The sequence below is a fragment of the Salinispora sp. CH2A1_6 genome (assembly GCF_056820975.1).
Map to the genome: position 1 here is coordinate 414,681 of NZ_JBXEDG010000001.1, position 15,194 is coordinate 429,874.

14 protein-coding genes and 1 pseudogene are annotated in these 15,194 nt (G+C 71.3%); 12 read left to right on the forward strand and 3 right to left on the reverse strand.

What is annotated here, in order from left to right; all coding sequences use genetic code 11:
* Window positions 1–705 precede the first annotated feature (705 nt).
* Window positions 706–4,839, reverse strand: a pseudogene (locus AC1UKG_RS01925) (S8 family serine peptidase); the annotation flags it as partial.
* A 255-nt stretch (window positions 4,840–5,094) separates the two neighbouring features.
* Here AC1UKG_RS01925 and AC1UKG_RS01930 point away from each other — a divergent pair.
* Both AC1UKG_RS01930 and AC1UKG_RS01935 read left to right on the forward strand, forming a co-directional pair.
* A complete protein-coding gene (locus AC1UKG_RS01930; protein ID WP_018743155.1) occupies window positions 5,095–5,550 on the forward strand; it encodes a winged helix-turn-helix domain-containing protein in 456 nt (151 codons plus the stop codon).
* Window positions 5,551–5,604: 54 nt separating this feature from the next.
* Window positions 5,605–6,453, forward strand: coding sequence for a hypothetical protein (locus AC1UKG_RS01935; protein ID WP_026271674.1), 849 nt, complete (start codon window positions 5,605–5,607; stop codon window positions 6,451–6,453).
* Window positions 6,454–6,557: 104 nt separating this feature from the next.
* On the opposite strand, the gene AC1UKG_RS01940 is transcribed toward AC1UKG_RS01935, so the two are convergent.
* On the reverse strand, window positions 6,558–6,932 hold the full coding sequence (locus AC1UKG_RS01940) for a DsrE family protein (protein WP_018743157.1): 375 nt from the start codon (window positions 6,930–6,932) through the stop codon (window positions 6,558–6,560).
* A 13-nt stretch (window positions 6,933–6,945) separates the two neighbouring features.
* Here AC1UKG_RS01940 and mtfM point away from each other — a divergent pair, with 13 nt between their 5' ends.
* Window positions 6,946–7,047: a small membrane protein MtfM gene (gene mtfM / locus AC1UKG_RS01945; protein ID WP_018218112.1), complete on the forward strand. Its 102-nt coding sequence runs from the start codon at window positions 6,946–6,948 to the stop codon at window positions 7,045–7,047.
* On the forward strand, window positions 7,047–7,640 hold the full coding sequence (locus AC1UKG_RS01950; RefSeq protein WP_018743158.1) for a nitrobindin family protein: 594 nt from the start codon (window positions 7,047–7,049) through the stop codon (window positions 7,638–7,640). The genes mtfM and AC1UKG_RS01950 overlap by 1 nt, the downstream gene beginning before the upstream one ends.
* A gap of 31 nt (window positions 7,641–7,671) precedes the next feature.
* On the opposite strand, the gene AC1UKG_RS01955 is transcribed toward AC1UKG_RS01950, so the two are convergent.
* Complete coding sequence (locus AC1UKG_RS01955; RefSeq protein WP_026325199.1) at window positions 7,672–8,538, reverse strand: aminotransferase class IV; 867 nt, start codon at window positions 8,536–8,538, stop codon at window positions 7,672–7,674.
* Between the two features lie 133 nt (window positions 8,539–8,671).
* Between AC1UKG_RS01955 and AC1UKG_RS01960 the strand changes: the two genes are divergently transcribed.
* From AC1UKG_RS01960 to AC1UKG_RS01995, 8 genes are all read left to right on the forward strand, one after another.
* Window positions 8,672–9,100, forward strand: a complete 429-nt coding sequence (locus tag AC1UKG_RS01960; protein WP_018743160.1) for a Fur family transcriptional regulator — start codon at window positions 8,672–8,674, stop codon at window positions 9,098–9,100.
* Window positions 9,097–10,206, forward strand: coding sequence for a CAF17-like 4Fe-4S cluster assembly/insertion protein YgfZ (ygfZ, locus tag AC1UKG_RS01965; protein ID WP_018743161.1), 1,110 nt, complete (start codon window positions 9,097–9,099; stop codon window positions 10,204–10,206). The genes AC1UKG_RS01960 and ygfZ overlap by 4 nt, the downstream gene beginning before the upstream one ends.
* A 103-nt stretch (window positions 10,207–10,309) precedes the next feature.
* Window positions 10,310–11,152 carry a beta-keto acid cleavage family enzyme gene (locus AC1UKG_RS01970; protein ID WP_018743162.1) on the forward strand — a complete coding sequence of 281 codons (843 nt, stop codon included), beginning with the start codon at window positions 10,310–10,312 and terminating at the stop codon, window positions 11,150–11,152.
* A gap of 93 nt (window positions 11,153–11,245) precedes the next feature.
* Complete coding sequence (locus AC1UKG_RS01975; protein ID WP_018815150.1) at window positions 11,246–12,205, forward strand: asparaginase; 960 nt, start codon at window positions 11,246–11,248, stop codon at window positions 12,203–12,205.
* Window positions 12,206–12,337: 132 nt separating this feature from the next.
* Window positions 12,338–12,934, forward strand: a complete 597-nt coding sequence (locus AC1UKG_RS01980) for a helix-turn-helix domain-containing protein (protein ID WP_018815151.1) — start codon at window positions 12,338–12,340, stop codon at window positions 12,932–12,934.
* A 106-nt stretch (window positions 12,935–13,040) separates the two neighbouring features.
* Window positions 13,041–13,619: a hypothetical protein gene (locus AC1UKG_RS01985; RefSeq protein ID WP_475890313.1), complete on the forward strand. Its 579-nt coding sequence runs from the start codon at window positions 13,041–13,043 to the stop codon at window positions 13,617–13,619.
* 91 nt (window positions 13,620–13,710) lie between these two features.
* The gene (locus AC1UKG_RS01990) at window positions 13,711–14,025 is read left to right on the forward strand and encodes a DUF2516 family protein (RefSeq protein WP_026271676.1); all 315 of its coding nucleotides are present in this window, start codon (window positions 13,711–13,713) and stop codon (window positions 14,023–14,025) included.
* Entirely contained in the window at window positions 14,022–14,909 is an 888-nt protein-coding gene (locus tag AC1UKG_RS01995; protein ID WP_475890314.1) for an alpha/beta fold hydrolase, read from the forward strand. The genes AC1UKG_RS01990 and AC1UKG_RS01995 overlap by 4 nt, the downstream gene beginning before the upstream one ends.
* Window positions 14,910–15,194 lie beyond the last annotated feature (285 nt).

A 15,194-nucleotide genomic window follows, 5' to 3' on the forward strand; every position in this document is an offset into this window, starting at 1 on the left:
ATCCCGGCCAGCAGCACGGAGGAACCCGGCCCCGCGCCGGGCCCTCACCATGCCAACAAAACACTTACCACCACACAAACCGGATCCATCGATCAGCGGCTATCCGATCGCCACTCAAATGAAAGACCGAGGCTAAAGCGGTGGGGCGGTCTTGCGGTGCGATGACCTGCCTGCTCTGCCCGCACGCGGTGTTTTCGGAGAGCAGGCGGTTATAGTCCTCGGGTCCGCGACCCAGGGGGGCCGGCAATACGTGCGGTCGCCCGACTGGACCCTCTCCCGCTCGTCGCCCCGATCTCTTGGCGCTGCCCGGTAGGCAGTGAGCCGGCCGATTGGGCAGTCCTGCAATCCTTCACGCGGCGGGTGATCCTCCGCCATCCTCCGTGCAGACTGAATCTGATCGGGCGTTAGCCGGCGTTCGTTCAGGGTGCCATGTGCTCGGTCGCGCCCCTCTCAGTGGTTGCGCATCGTGACATCCGAGAGCGTCAAGTTGCTCTCGATCGACCCTCAGGACTGCAGCTACAGCCTGGCGAATCTATGTGCTGGGAAGGGGTTATTGGTTTCGGGTGGAGCCGGTTCTTAAGGGTGTTTCGGCGATTAGAAAGGTGGCAGGGGGAGGAGCGGCAGTCCTGGGCCGAGCGCGAGGGCGTCCCACCCCGGGAAGGGGTGGGACGCCGGTCGTTGGCCGGGTCGCGCCAGCCCGGTGTCGGTGGCCGGTACGCCGACCGTCTCCCCGCCGCAGGTAACCCCGGTGACCGTGCCCTGGAGCTTGCCCCAGCTCTTCGGCGGAGACACGTTCATCTCCACCTTGACCGGCGCGGTCGGGTACGGCACGTCGGCTGCGAAGGCCAGCTCGCCGCTGTAGCGACCGGGCTGCTCAACCCCGGCCTCGGCGGTGGCCGTGAGGGTCACCTGCACCTTGCGGGACTCGCCCGGCTCCAGGGTGAAGCTGGCCGGTGCGGTGCTCAGCCACGGCAGCTCCGCCTCCTGGACGCACAACTCCAGGCCGTTGAGCCGTTCGACCTCCGCCGATCCGATGAACGAGCTGGGTGAGCCGCCGATCCGGTAGGCCCCACACGCGGCAGCCCCCCGGTACCGGGCGAACTCGGCGTTCGGCAGGTCCTGCCAGGTGCCGGCCGCCGGGTCGTAGGCCACCGTGCGGTTCGTGATCACGGTGGAGCCGTCGGTGACCCCGCCGGTCAGCACGAGCATCCCGCCGGCCGCGGCGTACGACGAACCCCACAGGTCCAGCGGCAGGTCCGCGATCGGAGTCCAGGCGTCCGTCGCCGGGTCGTACTTGTGGGCGGCGGTGTCGGCGCCCGAGCCACCGGCGCAGTACACCTGGGTGCCGAGGCCACCGCAGCTCATCCAGGAGACCTGCTGCGGGTAGGGGGCAACGGTGGTGAAGGTCGTGGCCCTCGGGTCGAAGACCACCGTGTCGTCGGTCGCGGTGCAGCTCGAGTCGGCGCAGCCACCCACCAGGTAGATCTTGCCATCGACGACGGCGGTTCCGGGGGCAGCGGTTGGCGCGGGGTTGGTGACCCCGTCCAGAGTGCTCCAGGTTTCGCTGGCCGGATCGAAGACGTTCACCGTGGAGTCCGGGTCGGCGTCATTGCCCCACCCACCGGTCACGTAGATCTTGCCGCCGACCGCCGCGACGCCCGGCTTCGCCCGGGAGGTGGGGAGCGCCGGGAGCTCCGACCAGGAATCGGTGCCCGGGTCGTAGACCCAGGTCGCGCGTTCGTTGCCGGTGGCGCTACCGCCGCCGATCGAATACACCTTGCCGTCCAGGACGGCGGCGGAGTTGTCGAAGACATCCGATGGGAGGTCCGCGACCCGGGTCCAGCTGTTGTCCGTCGACCCGTCGGCCTCGGCCGGTGCTCCGCCGTACGTGGTCCCGGTGCGGGCCGTGCTGATGCCCTTCACCGTGACCTCGCGCAGCGGGGCCCCCGGCGCCGCCAACAGATCAAACCCGCCGGACCGCTCCAACACCTCGACCTCGGCCGGGGCGGTGCCGGTGTTCTTCACCGTCACCTTGGTGCTCCGGGTGCTGCCGTACGGCTGGTGTGACTCCACCTCGGTCGGGGTGACCGTGAGCTTGCCGGCGGCGAGCGCGAAGTCGGCCCGTCGTACCTCGTCGGCGACGACCGTCACGTCCTGGGTGGCCACCGGGTACGGTGCCCGCTCCGCGGTGAACGGGTGTGTTCCGGTGAGGCTGGAGAAGAGCCAGTAGAAGCCGTCCGACTCCGCCGGGTCGTCCGGCGTGCCGGCCGAGACCGCGTTGTCTTCGGGCTGATCCACGCTGGTCACCGTGACGCCGTTGAGGGCTGCGTCGGTGTTCTGGTCGCTGGTCGTGCCGACCACCAGGCCACCGGGCACCGGGGTGCAGTTCCGGTTGGCCAGGACGACATCGTCGACCTGCCACCACCAGTCGAAGGAACCGGCGAAGCGGAACCGCACCTGGACCTCCGACGCGCCGGCTGCCGGCGTCAGCGGCACCTCCTCGACCCGCGGTCCGCGCAGGCTGCTGGTCTGGTGCCAGACGTTGGTCCAGGTCTCGCCGCCGTCGGTGGTGACGTCGATGTCGGCGCTGTCGGTGATGCCGATGGCCCGCCAGTCAGTGTTGAACCGCAGTACCGGCGCGGGGGTCCCGGAGAGATCCACCGTCGGGCTCACCAGGTCGGTGTCCTGACTGTTGCCGAGGCCGAGCTCGTCGCTGTCGATGATCGCGAAGCCGCCGCTGCCGCCGGTCAGGTTGCCCCGTTCGCCGAGGTCCTCGAAGGTCCAACCGCCCTCGTCGGTGCGGTTGACCACCGACCAGCCTTCCGGCGTGGTGCTGTCGGCGAAGTCCTCCGTCAGGAGCGGGTCGCCGTAGCTGCCGGTGTAGCCGGCCGCCGTGCAGGATTCCGCGATCCGCACAGCCATGTCGACGGTGGTGGCGTCGCTGCCGACCGGTACCTCCCGGGTCGCCGTCCGATAGTCCGGGTACTGCGGGGTGGCGGTGATCGAGTAGGTGTTGTCGCCGGCGACAGTGGCCGACCACTCTCCCGTTACCGGGTCGGTGAAGACCGGGTCACCCGGCTTGCCGGCAATGTCGATCTTCGCATAGAGCGGCCAGCCGTGTCCGGAGCCGTCGGTAACCTGACCGCTCACCGTGACCATGGGGCTCGCGACGAGCGCGAAGTCCCGGGTCACCGCCCCGCCCTCGGCCACGGTGAACGTGTCCGACTGCGACTCGTAGCCGTACCGGGTGGCCGTCACCGTGGTCGCACCGGCCGGAACGGTCAGCGAGTACCGGCCGTCGGCGCCGGTGGTGGTGTCGCGGGTGCCGTCGTCGATGGTCACCCCGGCGATCGGCTCGCCGTCCTCGGCTGCGGTCACGGTGCCGGTGACCCGCCCGACCGGGCCGCGGGGGGCCTCGCTTACCGCCACGTACGCGTCGAGTCGGCCTTCGCCGAAGACGTTGTTGTCGGCCGCGGTCCCGCCGCAGGTGGTGTCATCGACATCGCGGGCGGTACGGTCCAGCAGCGCCTCGGTCGCCGGCAGGTCCCCGCGGAGGCTGGGGGCGACCGACCAGATCAGAGCGGCTGTGGCGGCGACGTGCGGGGCTGCCATCGAGGTGCCGCTGAACGCGGCGTATCCGCCGCCAGCGACGCTGGAGCGCACGGCCACCCCCGGCGCGGCGATGTTCGGCTTGATCAGCTCGGTGCCGGAGCCACGGCTGGAGAAGCCGGCGATGGCGCCGTTCGAGCCGTACGCCCCGACGGCGTACGAACTCTCGTAGTCCCCGGGGGAACCGGCGGTGCCGCAGTTCGGGCCGCTGTTGCCGTTGGAGAAGACCGGGAGGATCCCGGCGGCCCGCCACGCGTCGACGGTCTGCTGGTACCAGGGGTTGTTGCCGCCGCCGCCCCACGAGTTGTTGACGATGTCGGGGCGCAGCTCCGGGCGGGGGTTCTCGCCGTTGGCGTCGGTCGGGGCCAGGATCCACTGGCCGGAGGCGAGCAGCGCGGCGTCCGAGCAGGTCCTGGCCTCGCAGCCCTTCGCCGCTATCCAGCGGGCACCCGGTGCGACGCCGATCTGGTTGTCGGCCCCGTCGTCACCGACCATCGTGCCCATCGTGTGCGTGCCGTGGTCGTTGTTGTCGCAGGGCTCCGAGTCGGCGCAGACGCCCGTCGGGTCGAACCAGTTGTAGGCGTGGTCGAAGCTGCCGTCGCCGAGGTTGCCCCGGTAGGAGTTGACGAGCGCGGGGTGGTCGTACTGCACGCCGGTGTCGATGTTGGCGATCACGATGCCTTCGCCGCGGTCGCCGAACTCGTCCCACACCTGGGGCGCGCCGATTTCGGCGACGCCCCACTCGATGGCGTCGGTACGGGCCTCGGCCTCGGCGGGCGTCGGCGCGATCAGCTGGCGACTGCGGATCGGCTCGATTCGCTCGACCTCGGGCCGGCTCGCGATCTCGTCGATCAGGGCCCGGTCACCGTGGACCTGGATGGCGTTGGTGATCCAGTAGGAGGTGTGCTCCGCCTTCCGCGCCTCAAGTAGCCGCAGCAGGTCGGCTTGGGTGCGGTCGGCGGTGTTGGTCAGGAGTTGGTGGACCGCGCGGGCCCGGTCGTCGGGCGCTTGCAGGGTCGCGGTGCTGGCGAGCGGTGCGGTTTCCCGTAGGAAGACCAGGAAACTGGTGCTGTCGCTGGTGTCCAGCAGCTCGGACGCGACGGTTGCCCGCTCCGATGCGCCGGGCGACGACGCGGCGAGCGCGGGCTGGGAGCTCAACCCCAGCACCAGCGCCCCGAACGCGACGGCCAGACGCCCCAGGCGTGACCGCGCGGATGGTCGTACGAACACGTGTCCTCCCCACGTCCGCGGGCCCGGGCTGTTCCGAGCCCGCGCCAGCCATGCTCGTGAAAATACCGATGCTTATCAATGCATCGTCTCGGTCAGTACTCGATCAGTGACTGGGCGCGTCTCTGGCCGTACGCTGACTCGATGTTCGGCCCGACATCATCTCGACGGGGTGATGTTGGTCACGTGAACCTGGGTGCCTGGGGAGGCTGCGTGTCTGAGGGGAAAGGTCCGATCGTGGTCTGCGTGAGTTCCGACATGGCCGTGCGCGAGCGCGTGTTGCGTCGGCTCGACGGGGTGGGGCCGGTGCTGAGCTGTGCCGATCTCGCGGAGCTGCGGGCGATGCTCTTTCCTGAACCGTCCGTCACGCAGGAGCGGGGTACCGGTCCACCGGATGCCCCGGTCCGCTACGGCGAGCTGGTGGTTGACCCGCCGGGGCACCTGGTCACCTGGCGAGGGCATCCACTGGCGCTCACCCGGACCGAACGGCGGTTGTTGACCCGGTTGGTGACCCCGCCGGTCCGGCTCTGGAGCTACGAGCGACTCTTCGCCGCGGTCTGGGGCGGCGCCTACCTCGGCGACACCGCGATCCTGCACTCGGCGATCAAGCGGCTCCGGCGCAAGCTGCGCCTGCTCTCCGGTGGCCCACGGGTGCTGACCGTGCGCGGGGTCGGCTACCGGCTCGTCCTGGGCTCCGACGACTCGGGCGGATAGCGCGGCCCTCCCGGCGGCGGCTGACCCCGGTGGGGGCCATGGCACGATGACGCGGTGAGCGCCGTCCATCCGGGGTACGCCCCACCCTCCGGGCCTGGTCGCCCGCCGTCCCGGTCGTGGGCCCGACGCTTACTGATCGCGGGCACGGTGGCCTGGGCGGTGCTGCTGGCGGGGCTGGCCTGGTGGTCGGCCCGCACCGACGAGCCGACGGTGCGGGAGCAGCGCACGATGGAGCAGGCGACGCCGGTGGTCGGCGCGGCGGTCGGCCAACTCGTCGCGGCGCTCGACGGCACGGCGTGGGCGATGACTCCGTCCCGCCTGGAGCGGGGCTGCCGGGTCACCCCGGTCAGCACGGGCGCCGAACTGACCCGCGGGATCGACGTCCTGGTCGCCGAGGGAGGCGAGCGCGAGCTGCTCAGTCAGGTCGCCGAGGCGCTGCCGGCACGATGGCGGGCCGGCGTGCGGGATGCCGCCGAGGGCCCGCTGCTGCGCGCCGACGCGGGTGAGTTCGTCCTGGTCGAGGGGGAGTCAACGAGTCCGGGCCGGGTTCGGCTCGAGGTACTGACCGGCTGTCGCCCGACCGACGCCGGGTCCGGCGATCGGCTGCTTGGGAACCCGCCCGAACCGGCGCTGCGAGCCGCGTTGCAGGCGTTGGGCCGCCCGGTTCCCGAGCACTCGGACGAGGTCGCGGCCCCCTGCCCCGGAGGTGCGGAGGCGTGGACCCAGCGGGTAGCCGCCGGTGCCGGGCCGGCCTCGTTGAGCGCCCTGGCCCCGTTGGCGGCCGGCACCGTCGTGGTCGAGACATCCGAGGCGTACGCCTACCGGCGCGGCACCGACCTGATCGTCGCCGATGCCGCCGGCGACCAGCTGCACCTGGCGCTCTCGACCGGGTGCGCTGACTGACGAGGGAGACATCGTCACTATCTGATCCCGGCCGTCGTCCGACGAACTCCGGAAAGCCTGTGCCACAGGATGGCGTCGTGCGGGTAGGACGGTGTCGCGGAGCGCTAGTAGACGAGCGCGCGGGTCTCCTCGGCCATGATCTCTTCGACGAAGACCGCCGAGCCGGCGATCCGGACGCCGGGCAGCACGTCACCGGGCCCGATGTCCCGGCGGGCCGCGCACTGTGTGCAGGCGGTCACCCGGCCCGTCGTCAGGATCACGTGCAGTAGCTCGCCCAGCGGGGCCGAGTGCGGCAGCGCGAACTCCTGCGCCCGGCCGGGCAGCGCGAACCAGGTTGCCTCACCGGTCAGCCAGAGCGAGACGTCCACTCCGGCGGCGGCGGCGGTGGCGGCAACCGTGAAGGCCTGCGCGCACCGCTCCGGGGAATCCGCTCCGGCGGTGACCTTGACGACGAGGTTTCGGCCCACGAGCGCCAGCATAGGATAGTCGCCGATGGTCACCGAGATAGGGTTCGTAAGTTTGCTGGTCGCCGCGCTGGGCGGGCTCGCCGGCGGCTTGGTCTACCTCGCCGTACGCATTTCGAGAGGGCATTAGTGAGTGACGAGAATCCGCTTCAGCCGCCGTGGCTGAACGCGCCTCCGGTGGACCCGTACCCCTACGAGGAGAGCCACGACCTGCGTACCGGCCCGAAACTGCACCCCACTCTGGACGGCCTGCTGCCGTACATCGGGGTGTGGCGGGGTCGAGGCCGGGGCGGCTACCCCACCATCGAGGATTTCGACTACGCGCAGGAGATCCGGATCAGCCACGACGGCCGACCGTTCCTCTGCTATGAGTCGCGGGCGTGGCTGCTGGACGAGCAGAGCCGACCGGTCCGCCCGGCCGGGCGGGAGATGGGTTGGTGGCGGCCGGTGCTCGACGGTGACGACCGGGCGACCAACGAGTGGGAAGCGCTGATGAGCACGCCCACCGGCGTGATGGAGCTGCACCTCGGCAAGCGCACCGGCACCCAGCTCGAATTCGCGACCGACGCGGTGGTCCGCACCCCCACCGCGAAGGAGGTGACCGCCGGTCACCGCCTCTTCGGCATCGTGGAGGGCGCCCTGCTCTACGCGCAGGAGATGGCCGCGGTCGGGCACGGCCTCACCCCGCACCTGTCCGCTCGGCTGACCCGGGTGGGCGGCTGAGATCAGTCCGGCTGATCCGCGGCGGCGGAGGTCAGTCCGGTTGGTCGTCGTCGGGCGGAACGGGGAAGCCGAGTAGGGCCTGCAGCCGCCGGGTGTAGGCCGACCGCGGTCGGCCGATGCCGTCGAGGACACGGACCTCGACCAGGCCCCGGACCGACGAGCTGAACCAGACCGCGTCCGCGGCGTGCAACTCGGCCGGGGTCGCCAGCTGCTCGTATGCGGCCAGCCCCACCTGTTCGGCGTTGGCCAGCAGCCACGCGGCGGTGGTGCCGGGCAGGATGCCGGCCGTGGCGGGCACCGTGCGCAGCGCCCCGCCGGTGAGCCAGAGGACGTTGGCGGTCGGCCCCTCCAGGACGTACCCGTCGGTGGAGGTCCAGAGCGCGTCGGTGACGCCGTTGCGGGACGCCCACCGACGGGCGGCGTTGTGCACCGCGTACGACGTGGTCTTGCTGCCGGTGGGCAACCAGTCCAGGCCGGCGCGGCCGCGGGCCGGCACGCCCAGCGGCAATGTCGCCACGGTGATCCCGTCCCGGCGGGCGACCCGGGCCGACGGCGGCACCGGGGCCAGCGTGGCGTACGCGGTCGGGGCCTCGCCGTCGGCCACGCCGCGGGTGCAGACCAGCCGCAGCGCCCCCTCAACCTCGGTGGGCCAGTCGACGCAGATCTCCTCGAGCAGCGCGACCAGGGCGTCGGCCGGCGGCAGGGTCAGCCCCAGCACCGGGGCCGCCCTGGTCATCCGTTCCAGGTGTGCCTCCCGCAGCCAGGGCCGACCCGCCCGCAGGTGCATCGTTTCGAAGAGGCCGTCACCGTGTAGGACGCCCAGGTCGTCGCCGCGTAGCACTGGCTCGGTGACCGGCACCCGGCCCCGTCCGAGCACTGCGATCCTCGCCGTCGTCATGGCCGCTGAGCATAGGGCCCAGCCGGGCTGCGTCGGGTACCGTCCGGCCCGGCACCACCGACACGGGCGCCGGCAGAACGGGGCCGGTCGGACGGGAGAGTGCTGTTCGGCCCGCGCGAACTATGCTTGGACGGTGTCCGAATCCTCCCTCGCGGAACTGCTCCGGGCCCGTGGGCTGCGCCTGACGGCGCAGCGGCAGCTCGTCCTCCAGGCGGTGTTGGAGCTGGGGCACGCCACCCCGGAGCAGGTCCACACGGCTGTCCGGGAGGTGGCCGCAGGGGTCAACATCACTACCATCTATCGCACGCTGGAGCTGCTGGAGCGGCTCGGCCTGGTGACGCACACCCATCTCTCGCACGGCTCGCCGACCTTCCACGCGGCCGGCGAGGACCAGCACGTGCACCTGGTCTGCCGGGAGTGCGGCGCGATCGACGAGATCGATCCCGCCCTGCTGCGCCCCTTGGCTGACCAACTTGCCGAGCAGCGGGGGTTCCGGGTGGACGTCGGCCATGTCTCCCTCTTTGGCCGCTGTGATCGCTGTGAGAACGGGGTGCAGGAATGATCGATATTGCTGGGGCGGTCTCCGTCGAGAGCATCGACGAGGGCAGCCGGGATCAGCCGGAGCCGGCGCACGCCGCGGCGGGGGTCCGGTCGGTGGCGGCGCACTACGGGGATCCGCTGCGCGAGCAGCGCACCCTGGAGACGGGGGTCGGCCTGGTCGACCGCTCGCACCGGGGGGTGATCGCGGTGCCGGGCGAGGATCGCCTCGGCTGGCTGCACACGCTCACCACCCAGCACCTGGCGGACCTTCCCCCCGGGCAGGGCACCGAGTTGCTGGTGCTCTCCCCGCACGGGCACGTCGAGCAGCACGCGATGGTGGCCGAGGAGGGCGGTACGACCTGGCTGGACACCGAGCCGGGCGACACCGCCGGGCTGCTCGGGTATCTGGAGCGGATGCGCTTCTTCAGCAAGGTGGAACCGCGCGACGTGACGCCGGAGCACGCCCTGCTCTCGCTGGTCGGGCCGGGGGCGGTGGACGCCGTGGCGACGCTCGGCGTCTCCGACCTGGCCGACCCGGACCTGCTCGAGGTGCCCGGCCCGAAGTTCCGGGCCGGCTCGGTACCGCCCCGGTCGACGGTGCGCTACGACGTTCGTGCGCTACCGATCGGGGGCTGGGCCCGCCGCGGCCCGCTCGGCGTTGATCTGCTGGTGGCTCGGGAGGCCATGGGTCGGGTGGTGGCCGAGCTGCGCGACGCGGATGTGCCGGTCGCCGGGCTCTGGGCGTACGAGGCGGTGCGGGTGGCCGCCCGTCGGCCTCGGGTCGGGCTGGATACCGACCACCGGAGTATTCCGGCGGAGGTGGGCCTGGTCGGGCCGGCCGTACACCTGGAGAAGGGCTGCTATCGGGGGCAGGAGACGGTGGCCCGGGTGCACAACATGGGTCGACCGCCGCGTCGACTCGTCCTCCTGCATCTGGACGGGGTGACCACGGACCAGCCACCATCGGCCGGCACTCCGGTGACTCGGGACGGGCGGGCGGTCGGCTTCGTCGGCACCGCCGTGCACCACCACGAGCTGGGCCAGGTCGCCTTGGCGGTGGTCAAGCGCAACGTGCCTGACGACGCCCGGCTGCTGGTCGGGGAGACCGCCGCGATGATCGATAGCTAGGGAAGGAACCCGGTCTGAGGCTGCTGGCAGCGGAAGGGTTCAGGCCTGACAGCCGGCATGCCGGAAGACTTCCGGCCGTCGGTCGGGCGACTAGGATCCGGACATGACGACAGGGACGTTGATCACGGTTGCCCCGACCGGGGCCGAGTCGGCCAAGGTTGAGGTGCCGGCGCTGCCGGTCACCCTCGATGAGCTGCTGCTGACCGCGAAGGAGTGCGAGGCCCTGGGCGCCTCCGTGGTCCACGTCCACATCCGGGACGGTGCGGCGCAGCCGACCCTCGACCAGCGGCGGCTGCGCGAGACCGTTGCGGCGCTTCGCGAGAGCACCGACCTGGTCGTGCAGCTCTCCTCGGGTGGCGCGGTCAGTGACCCGGAGGCCGACCGGCTCGCCGTGCTCGATGCCGCCCCTGACATGGCCTCCTGCACGATGGGCACGGTCAACTTCGGCACCGACGTGTTTCTCAACCGGTGGGAGTTCATCGTCGAGCTGCACACCCGGATGCAGGAGCGCGGCATCGTCCCGGAGTACGAGATTTTCGACCTGGGGCACCTCACCGCCCTGCAACGCCTGCTCGGCAAGTACGGCCTGCCGGCCGGCGGGCATGTGCACGTCGACCTCGTCATGGGCGTGCCCGGCGGAATGCCCGGCACTCCCGGGGCCCTGGTGGCCGCCGCGCAGATGCTGCGGGACCTACCAGCCGGCACCACCTTTTCGGCGACCGGCGTCGGTCGTAGCACGATCCCGGTCCTGCTGGCTTCGCTCTCGGCGGGCGGACACCTCCGGGTGGGCATGGAGGACACGGTGACCTATGCCAAGGGGCAGCCGGTCGAGTCCAACATGCAGCTCGTGGCCCGCGCGGTCGGCTTTGCCCAGCTCGCTCAGCGCCCTCCGCTCACCACCGCCGAAGCCCGGGAACTGCTCGGCGTGCCCGCCCCTCGCCGGTAAGTGGTGCGGTGGGGGCCGCCCCCTGACGTGGTGTTCCCAATTCCCTGGTCACCCGTCGGCTGGACGTTCCCGAAGGGCGGTAACGTCCACGCCGTGGGAAAGACGTACGAGGGCGGTGTGCCGCTCGCTGAGGTGGTCCGGTCAGGTTTCGTTGAGGGCGTGCATCGTGGGTCGGTGGTGGCGCTCGACGCGACTGGCGCGGCGGTGGCGAAGGCGGGGGATGTGACGTCGCCGATCTTTCCCCGATCGTCGAACAAGCCGTTGCAGACGGTCGGGATGATCCGTGCGGGCCTGCGGTTGGCCGACTCGGCTGACCTCGCCCTGGTCTCGGCCAGCCACGAGGGGGAGGATTTCCACCGGGCCCGGGTCGGTGGGTTGCTGGCGCGGGCCGGGCTCGACGAGTCCGCGTTGCACTGCCCGCCGGACCTGCCGGCGGACGAGGAGGCGAGGGCGGCGGTGCTGCGCGCCGGCGGTGGCCCGACCCGGATCCAGATGAACTGCTCCGGAAAACACACCGGAATGCTGCTGACCTGCCAGGCGGCGGGCTGGCCCGGGGAGGGGTACTGGCGCAGCGAGCACCCGTTGCAGGAGCGGTTGCGGGCAGCGGTTGAGGAGTTCACCGACGAGCCGGCGGCGGCGGTCGGAATTGACGGCTGTGGCGCACCGGTGCTGGCCGTGTCGTTGTCTGGCCTGGCGCTGGCGTACCTGCGGCTGGTGCAGGCGGAGCCGGGCTCGCCGGAGCGGGCGGTGGCGGACTCGATGCGGGCCCACCCGGAGATTGTCGGCGGTACGCGGGCCGACGACAGCCGGATGATGCGGGCGGTGCCGGGGCTACTCGCGAAGATCGGGGTCGAGGGGGTCATCGCCGCGGCGGTCCCCGGTGTCGGCGCGATCGCGTTGAAGATCGACGATGGTGCCGGCCGGGCCCGGATGCCGGTGCTGGTCTCCGCGCTGCGCCGGCTCGGGGTGACCGCACCGGCGTTGGCGGTGTTCGCCGAGGTCCCACTCCTCGGCGGTGGGCGGCCGGTAGGCGCCGTCCGGTCGCTCTGGTAACTCGCTCCGACGCAAGGTGGTGTGGTGCTGGCTGCGGCTGGGTGGCCAGCACCCGGACGGCGGGGCGCACCGGCGCTAACTCTGGCTAGCATTTTGCTTGCAGGAGTTAGCACCGCGAGCTAGCGTGGAGTTATGGCCAGTGGTAAAGACCTTCCCAACATCGGCGGGTTCATTCGGGACCTGCGCCGGAGTGCGAAGATCTCCCTCCGGCAGCTGTCCGAGCAGGCGGGCGTCAGTAACCCGTATCTGAGTCAGATCGAGCGCGGGCTGCGCAAGCCCAGCGCGGAGGTGCTGCAGCAGCTCGCCAGCGCGCTGCGGGTCTCCACTCCGGCGATGTACCTGCGGGCCGGGCTGCTGGACGACCGCGAGGGACAGGGTGTTCTCGCCGCGATAGCCGCAGACCCCGACCTGACCATGGCACAGAAGCAGTCGCTCACCCAGATCTACGAGACGTTCCGTCGAGAGAACGCGCGGCTCGCGGAGGCCACCGCCGCCGCCGACGCGGCGTCGGCCGAGGCCGCGACCGGCTCGGACACCACCGAGACGGTTGCCGCCCCGTCCACCACCGAAGTCACGACCGGCACGGTCACCACCGAATCGGTCGCCGCCCCGCCCACCACCGAACCGGAGCCGGGCCCGGCCCGGCCGTCCGGGGCCTCCGCCGACCTGGCCAACATCGCGGTCACCGGCCCAACGACGACCGGGGGTGCGCCGACCGGCGGTGCGTGAGTCGCATCGTCATCGACCCCGGCTCTGTTCCCGTCCCGACGTCAGTGCAGCAGTCCGCCCGAAGGGCGACCGGCGAAGCCGCCGACGCGGTCGAAGAGGAGAAACGATGACTAGCCAGCCGAAAACCAGTCGTATCCCCGCTCCCATCTACGCCGCCGCCGGTGCCGGCGATCTGGCGTACCAGCAGCTGCGAAAGCTCCCCGCGGCCGTGACCGAGCTGCGCGACCGGGTCGCCGCCGACCTCAGCACGGTTAACGGGGCCGAGCTGCGCCAGAAGGCCACCGAGACGTTGCGTACGGCGACCGCTGCCGCTGAGAACCTGGGCCGGCGGGCCGCCAGTGACCTGGACCTCAGTCGGCTTCGGGAGACCGCCACCCGCAACGCCGCCGTCGTGGTCGCCAGTGCGCAGGCTGCCCAGGAGCGGGCAGTCACCACCTACGGCGCGCTCGTCGGCCACGGGGAGCGGGTTGTCGGTGCGGGCGTGCTCGAGGCCGCCGACACGGTGAACACCGATATCGAGACGACCGAGCAGGCGCCGGCGCCCACCCCGGCGCAGCTCGCCGAGGCCGCCGAGGTCAAGCCGGCCGCCGTCACGAAGCCTGCCACCAAGGCCGCCGGCAGGCCGGCCTCCTCGGCGACGAAGTCACCGCGCGCGACGAAGCGGACCCCGCCGGCCCGCGACTGACCCGCGGCGACGGATGAGTGCCCGGTGACGCTGAAGACCCCGGAAGCGGCCTGACGGACGCCTCCGGGGTCTTCGGCATATGCTTGCCGGCATGGCCATCGCCGCGCCGTTCGCTTTCGAGGTTCGCTACGTTATAGAGCTGATCCTGCTCGTCTTCGCGCTCATCGTGCAGGGAGTCGCCCTGGTCCACGTCATCACCCAGCGGTCCGACGCGTTCGCCGCGGTCGGCACCCTTCCGAAGGGTGCCTGGGCGGCGATCCTCGCCGTCTGTCTGGTGCTCACCCTGCTTGGCTTCGGCCCGATCAGCCTGTTTGGTCTGGTCGGCATCGCCGCTGGGCTGATCTATCTGCTTGACGTCCGGACGGGTCTGCGAGACCTCCGGGGTGGCCGGGGGAACTCCTGGTGAGAGGCTTCCGGTGGCCGCCCCCACCGGATGGCGGCCCCCGCACCTGGGGTCCCGGGCCGAGTGCTCCCCGTACCGGTCGGCCGGCCCTGCCGGAGCCGGAGACCGAGCTGGTCGCCACCCCGCACGGCGTCCACCTGGAGCAGTTGGTCACCGGCGCGGGTGACCCGGTCACCGTCTTCGCGCACGGTCTGGGCAGCGGCATCGCCACCACCCGTCCCTTCGGTAGTGGCGTTACCGGCCGCAGACTCTTCTTCCAGTTCCGTGGGCATGGTCGCTCCGCCGCCCCGACCGGGCCATGGACCTACGACGATCTCGCGCGCGACCTGCGGTCGGTCGCTGACCGGGGGCTCGCTACCCGGGCGTTCGGCGCGAGCCTCGGCGCGGGTGCGCTCTGCCGGCTACTCGCCGACAACCCGACGCGCTTCGACCGGCTGGTCTTCTATCTGCCGGCGGTGCTGGACCAGCCGCGGGGCGATGCCGCCCGTCGCCGGCTGACAGCGCTACTCAACGCGCTCGGCAGTGGTGATGTCGGTCAGCTCGCGGAGGTGGTCCAGCTGGAACTTCCACCGGCCATCCGGAACACGCCGGCCGGCTGGGCGTACCTCCGGCAGCGTCTTGATCAGCTCATGCGGGACGGTCTCGCCTCGGGATTGGTGGGCCTGCCCGAATCAGTGCCGGTCCGCGACGCCGCGGAACTGGCCGAGGTCACGGCGCCGGCTCTGGTGATCGGATGCATGGGCGATGAGCTGCATCCGGTTGCGGTCGCCGAGCGGCTCGCGGCCGCGTTGCCCCAGGCCACCCTGCACGTGTACGACCGGCCGGGGGTCCTCTGGGCCAAGCGCGCCGACCTGCGGGAGCGCATCTCCACCTTTCTCAACGAGTAGCCCGGGTGGGCTTCGGTAACCCGCGCGGTGCCGGTCCTGCCGGGGGAGGAGTCCCGGGTGTGGGTGTTTACATTGGATACCCTCTTGTGTCCCGTGCTGGAGTCATTTGACCGAACTTCACGTTGAGCCCACAATAGCCCTGCATCGTCATTGGTAGTTCCTTGTTGCCAGGGATCGGAGCTCATGACCGAATCGTCCAAACCCGGCGATACCCCTGCCGACGAGATCGGCGCTCGCCTGCCAGAGTGGCCACCGCCGGCAAGCTACGACGAGCCCACCGACGTG